Source organism: Mycobacterium sp. 1245801.1 (genome assembly GCF_001673055.1).
Lineage (GTDB): Bacteria > Actinomycetota > Actinomycetes > Mycobacteriales > Mycobacteriaceae > Mycobacterium > Mycobacterium europaeum_A.
This window is the reverse complement of sequence record NZ_LZKY01000184.1, coordinates 1-5233: the sequence shown is the minus strand read 5'-3', so window position 1 is coordinate 5233 and position 5233 is coordinate 1. Positions and strand designations below refer to the sequence as shown.

At 60.0% G+C, this 5233-nt stretch carries 4 protein-coding genes and 1 pseudogene; 2 read left to right on the top strand and 3 right to left on the bottom strand.

Annotation, left to right across the window (positions count from 1 at the left end):
- Both A5622_RS29135 and A5622_RS11605 read right to left on the bottom strand, forming a co-directional pair.
- Positions 1 to 173: pseudogene (locus A5622_RS29135) on the bottom strand (3-deoxy-7-phosphoheptulonate synthase class II); the annotation flags it as partial.
- Positions 174 to 435: 262 nt separating this feature from the next.
- Complete coding sequence (locus A5622_RS11605) at positions 436 to 705, bottom strand: hypothetical protein (RefSeq protein WP_066878610.1); 270 nt, start codon at positions 703 to 705, stop codon at positions 436 to 438.
- Positions 706 to 2998: 2293 nt separating this feature from the next.
- Here A5622_RS11605 and A5622_RS11595 point away from each other — a divergent pair.
- Complete coding sequence (locus A5622_RS11595; protein WP_066868765.1) at positions 2999 to 3466, top strand: SRPBCC family protein; 468 nt, start codon at positions 2999 to 3001, stop codon at positions 3464 to 3466.
- A 662-nt stretch (positions 3467 to 4128) separates the two neighbouring features.
- Entirely contained in the window at positions 4129 to 4866 is a 738-nt protein-coding gene (locus A5622_RS28155; RefSeq protein WP_082994573.1) for a TetR/AcrR family transcriptional regulator, read from the top strand.
- A gap of 157 nt (positions 4867 to 5023) precedes the next feature.
- On the opposite strand, the gene A5622_RS29635 is transcribed toward A5622_RS28155, so the two are convergent.
- On the bottom strand, positions 5024 to 5233 hold a 210-nt coding region (locus A5622_RS29635), incomplete at its 5' end, for a type II toxin-antitoxin system Phd/YefM family antitoxin (RefSeq protein WP_197507997.1).

Sequence of the window (5233 nt, the reverse complement as noted above, 5' to 3'; positions counted from 1 at the left end):
ACCGGCGGGACGCTTTCGAGGACCGTGCGCATCGCCGTCGCCTGGTCGGCGGGCCAGCTGGGCTGCTGGGCGGCCGGCTTGGCCAGTGCGGCGTCCAGCCGCGCCCGCAGGTCAGGCGACAGCGGCGGCAGCGGCGGCAGCTGATCGATCGGTATGTCGACGGTCCAGTTCATCGGTCCATCGTAACCGGACTCGGACTGCTCGACCGTAGGGCGAATTTCGATCAAGGAACGTGAAACCTGCTGTCGCAGAACGTAGTCCATCGCCGCCATCTCTATCGTAGGGTCTTTCGTCGGCAGGCGCTCCGCGTACCGACGTTGTTCACGAGGCAGACAACCGCACTGCTGAATCCATTCCTGCTGGGGCGGTGGGGTGTTCGTTCGTCTGCACTGGTTCGGTCCGCATGAGTTGGTGTCGAGTCATAGGAGGTTGTACTCATAGGATGGCTCGCTGAGCGTGTGACTCAAATACACATTGCGCGGCTAGCCTTGAGGCGGAGTTGACCTCCTCGTAGCCGGGATACTTGCCGATGCGTTGGACAACTTCGAAGAAAATGCCGTCGCCGATCACGAGTGTGAAGAAGTGGTAGAACTGCCCGCCGAAGGTATCGGCGTCGTAGAGGATTCCGTAGCTGCTCATGATATTCAGTTGGGCTGAGGTGAACTCGATTTGTGTAGCCGGGGCGTCATAGTAGTTCTGCGGCACGGGAAGAGGCTCAAACCCGCGTTGTTGCCTGCGGTCGGCCGCATTGAAGATGTCGTCAGTGCGGAGGCGATGTGGGTAACGCCGCCGAATCGTGCCAGTGGCGATCGATTAGGTTCTGACGTCATGGCCGGTATTGTGCTGAGTTCAACACGCAGCGTACCTGCGTGCGGGGCGTCGAGAGTAAAGGCGCGGCCGCATAAGGCCGTTGGCGTCGACGAGATCGTGACCTTCTTGGGACTGCATCCCGAACACCGACCGCAACAGCAGCATGACACCGGACTGCCTGTCTTCGGAGACAGTCAGGGCTACCTGATCAACGAAGTTGAGAGACGTTGCGGGTGATATGGATTGGGCTCCAGGGGCGAGGTTTGAATGATGCGGATGGTCCCGTGGCATGTGGGCGCGCTTGCAGATCGAATGATGTCTCATCGGTGACCGTGACCAGGTTGACACCGACGTTGCAGGGGTTTGCGCTAGTCGCTGGCTGCTAGCACCGAGCATTTCGGGCAAGATGTTCCTCTGGATACTGCGGGCCCAATTTCAACAAATCTAGCGGGCCGTTTCGTCGCTTGAATGCCCAAACCATAAGTCATCGATACAGGCGCTGCAAAGTTGAACTGGTGAACAACTAGTTACGCGAAACATAAACGCTTCTTACGCAAAGCAGTGAAATGCACGGCCACCTCTTAGTATGCGCCGCCGTCGTGGGCTAATTGTGTCGTATGTCATTGTAGCCGGAACCTACTAGATGATTCGTAATTGCTATCACGAGTGGTATCGCTCGCGAACGCTGGACTTACCGAAGGTTCGGTGGTTAGCACATGAAATCCCCGATTTACCTCAACGCAAGTCGGCTTCTGCCCGCCGGCGTGGGCGTCCCGTCGTTCCCGCGACCGGGTCACCTCGGCAGAGCCGGCGCGGCCATCGTGATAAGCAATCAAAGCTGTTGGCGCACAGCGGGGTTGCCACTGCGGGGCGAGTGCCTGGCCCGTGTGAGTGAAGGATGTTACCTTGCGGGAGAGTGGCGGGGCGACGATTGCTTCCGCAAAGTAGTTGTGGTGTAACCGAAGAACGAGCCGCTAGTAGCTGACGATTGCTGTCGCGATCATCGAGTTCGCCACAGTCGTTGTACGCCAATATCGTCGGTCCGACTCCGCAAGACGCTGAACCGGGGAACGCCAGCACAGGGGGAACACCAGCACAAGCTTCAACGATCGTCTACGCTCACTCCAACAAGCCGGTGTTGCGATCACCGGTTGAATCCAGCGGCTCTCGGCGACGGTGGCGTCAGCGGATGGGGTACGCGATGAGCGTGGGCTCGCGCCGCTGGTTATCAGACCAACACCAACGGACTATCCCGGGTTTAGTTCCGTTCTTAATGGGACGATCAGGAGGATGCCCTCTAGGTCCGGTCAGCAGGCTAACCCGAGCAGGCAAACCGGAAGAGCGGCCAATTCCTTTGTGGCGCAGCATTTGGAGCTTGACGCGTACAGTCGGCCGATCTCGTGGAAGCATGGCGACCGCTGCATTAGATACGAGCCGAGGTTTTGCTTTGTCGATTCTGCTCTTGCGCCCAGCAGGGCGGGGGAGCGGCGCCGTACTGCGGCCTACGACGGGTGATGCCGTGGATTGTCGCCGGAATGATTCATCGAATGAAAGCGGGCCCAGGTTTGGCCGCTGCTTGCTGCTCGAGCACTTTGTATGTCATGAATCGCCGATCCGTTGGCCACCGCCCCGATGGTTTCTACTGCGGTGATCACGGCGGAGACGTCAGGACCCCTGTGCTACAAGGTCTTTGGCGGATGCAACGGCCGGCAGCTGGTTGTCGTCGCCGACCACTCCGCTGACGTTCAGTTGAATGAGCGCTGGATGAGCGGGCCAGCAGACATCGAATGCTGAGAGCCCATTGCCCCAGCTTCTCGACCAGTGCCTGCCGGCGGTGCTGAGATCGGGAGCGGTGGAGATCATCTGCTCGCATGCCATGCGCAGCAGTCTTTGCGCCCGCTCACATGGTGATACAGCGCCGCCGCAGTGCTGAGACCGATGCGCTGAGCAACTGACTCCATCGTCACCGGGTCCAGCCCTATCTCGCTGACCGCGTCGGCGGTGAGGCGACGGTTGATCCCCAGGCCGACCTGCTGAGGATGTTGGCGCCACTGCACGAGGTCATCGAACAGATTTAGAATACTTCCAGGAGTGGATACTTGGGCTTGTGGAGGTAAGTTACCGTTAGGACGCGACCTCTACAGTCCGCTGTCGACGTGCTGTCCATGATGGGTGAAAGGGTGTTGCCTTGTCTCTGTTGCAGAAGGATGAAACGCTGTCTGCCTGGACCGATGTGCGCGCTCCGGCTCACGCCGTGTACGCCCTGGTCTCCGACATCACCCGTATACCGCAGTGGAGCCCGGAGACTGTCAGCGCCCGATGGCTCGACGCGAAGACTTTCGAGGCACGCAACCGGCGCCGTCTTGGCCGATGGACCACGACATCCAATGTCGAGACCGCCGAACCAGACCGCGAATTCTCGTTTATCGTCCAGGCTTTCGGCGGTGACTGGACTCAATGGACGTTTCGCCTCGACTCGGGCCCGTCAGAGAACACAACACGTTTGACCGAAAGCGTCCGCATGTGTGTGCCCATGCCGCTGACCGCCGTCGTCTTTGAGCTCCTTTTCCTCTGGGTCCGAGATCGCCGCGCCGACCTGCAGGCCAACCTGGAGAAGTCGGTTGAACGCATCCGAATGATCATTGAGGAGCAATAGGTGAGATACCTAGACAGGATCGCGGTGGTGACCGACGCCTAAGCCCAGATCACCCGCTTGCTCACCCAAGACCAGCGGGCTGGCATGGATCAAGGAATTACTCCACGGGACGCCGAATCACGCCTTACACCTTCTTGTCGCGCCGAATGTGTTGGTCCGTGGGAGCTTTGGCCCGAAGCAGAGGTTCGGCGTAGGTGGTGTAGGTGATGTATGTGGCGAATTGCTCGACGCGGGACTCGAACGACTGGCTCGCAGATCGCTTTGAGTTTTGAGGCCAGCCAGGCCTGGACATGGGCAAGGGGTCCTCGCGTGGCGGGAGCAGGCCGTGTGCTCGAGGAGGCTGCGCAGATGTGCGACCTGGCTGTTTTGTCCGGCGGCGTCGAAACCGTCGTGGCTGAGTGGGATGTCCTCACTGGCCAGGCCAGACAGTGCCGGATCCGAGGATGCTGTCATCCATGCAGCGCTGTCGGTGCGCCAGCCAATCGGCGATCACCGCCAGCGTCCAGTCAAAGACAGTCAGCACACTGCGTCGTTTGTCGGTGTCGGCGCGCTGTTTGATCCGACCGGGACGCCGGCAACAGCCGTCTGCTAGATTCACAGTCACAGTGAATGTAGCATTCACTGTGACTGTTGATTGGCAGAAGGGGTGAAGGGTGGCACCGATGACCCGCCCCGGCCGCGATGGCGAGGTCATCCGTAGCCGAATCCTCACATCCGGCCGCGAAATATTCTCTCAATTCCAGTATTCCGATGTTACCGGTCTGCAGATCTGTGAACATGCAGGCGTCACTCGTGGAGCTCTGCAGCATCACTTCGGAAGCAAGCTGGGATTGTTTATGGCCGTCTTCGAAGGCCTCCAACACGAGGTCTATCTGCTAACAGTAGATGCGATCAAACGAAAAGACGAGCCCTGGCAACGCATTCGAGCCGGCATCACAGCATTTCTAGACGCTTGCACCCAACCCGCGTACCAAATGGTAGTGCTCAAAGAAGGCCCCGCCGCGATCGGCTGGGAACGCTGGCGAGAGCTCGACGCGGACTACTACGGCAACTTGACTCGCGAATTCGCCGCTACGCTGGCTCCGGCCGGAGCTAGCAATTACACATCGACCATGGTGGTGGCCACCATGCGCGGCGCATTGGCTGAAATGTGTTTTACGATCGCAGAATCCGACGATCCCGTAACAGCTCGGCACGAAGCCCTGACTGTCATCGATAAGCTCTTATACAGTTTCCGCCCAACACCGCCCCCCACACCCGCTAATAAGCCGAAGCGCACACGGGCCGACAAAAGACGCGATGCAACCGACAATACCTCGAAGGGGCGGAAACCGGGCGAACGCGCGACGACGCCGCCCCGGCGCGTTAGCTTGAAACGCTTACGCGAGGCGACGAGCTAACCGGTCTGACCAAGCTGTCGATGCCCTAGTCGTGCTGGCTTTTCCGGCCTGTCGAGCGCAGGTCGTGGGGATCCGTTCCCTCACCGTTCACACGGGGTGTTTGCGGCGCGAAGTTTGGCTGGCTATTGCTGTGAAGAGCTGGCTCGGGTGGCCGCCGTCAGTTCGTGGGCTGCTGCAGGCGCGCCACGACCCGTCCGCGGCGGGTCACGTCGATGGTTTCGCCGGCCGCGACGCGGTCGATGTAGTTGCCGAGATCGATTCGCAATTGCCGGATGCCGATGCGATCGGGTATCGCGCCAGTGTGGGTCACCTGCGGCGACTCACAGGCCTTGCTCAGAAGGCAATCGATGATGGCTAGGGCATGGTG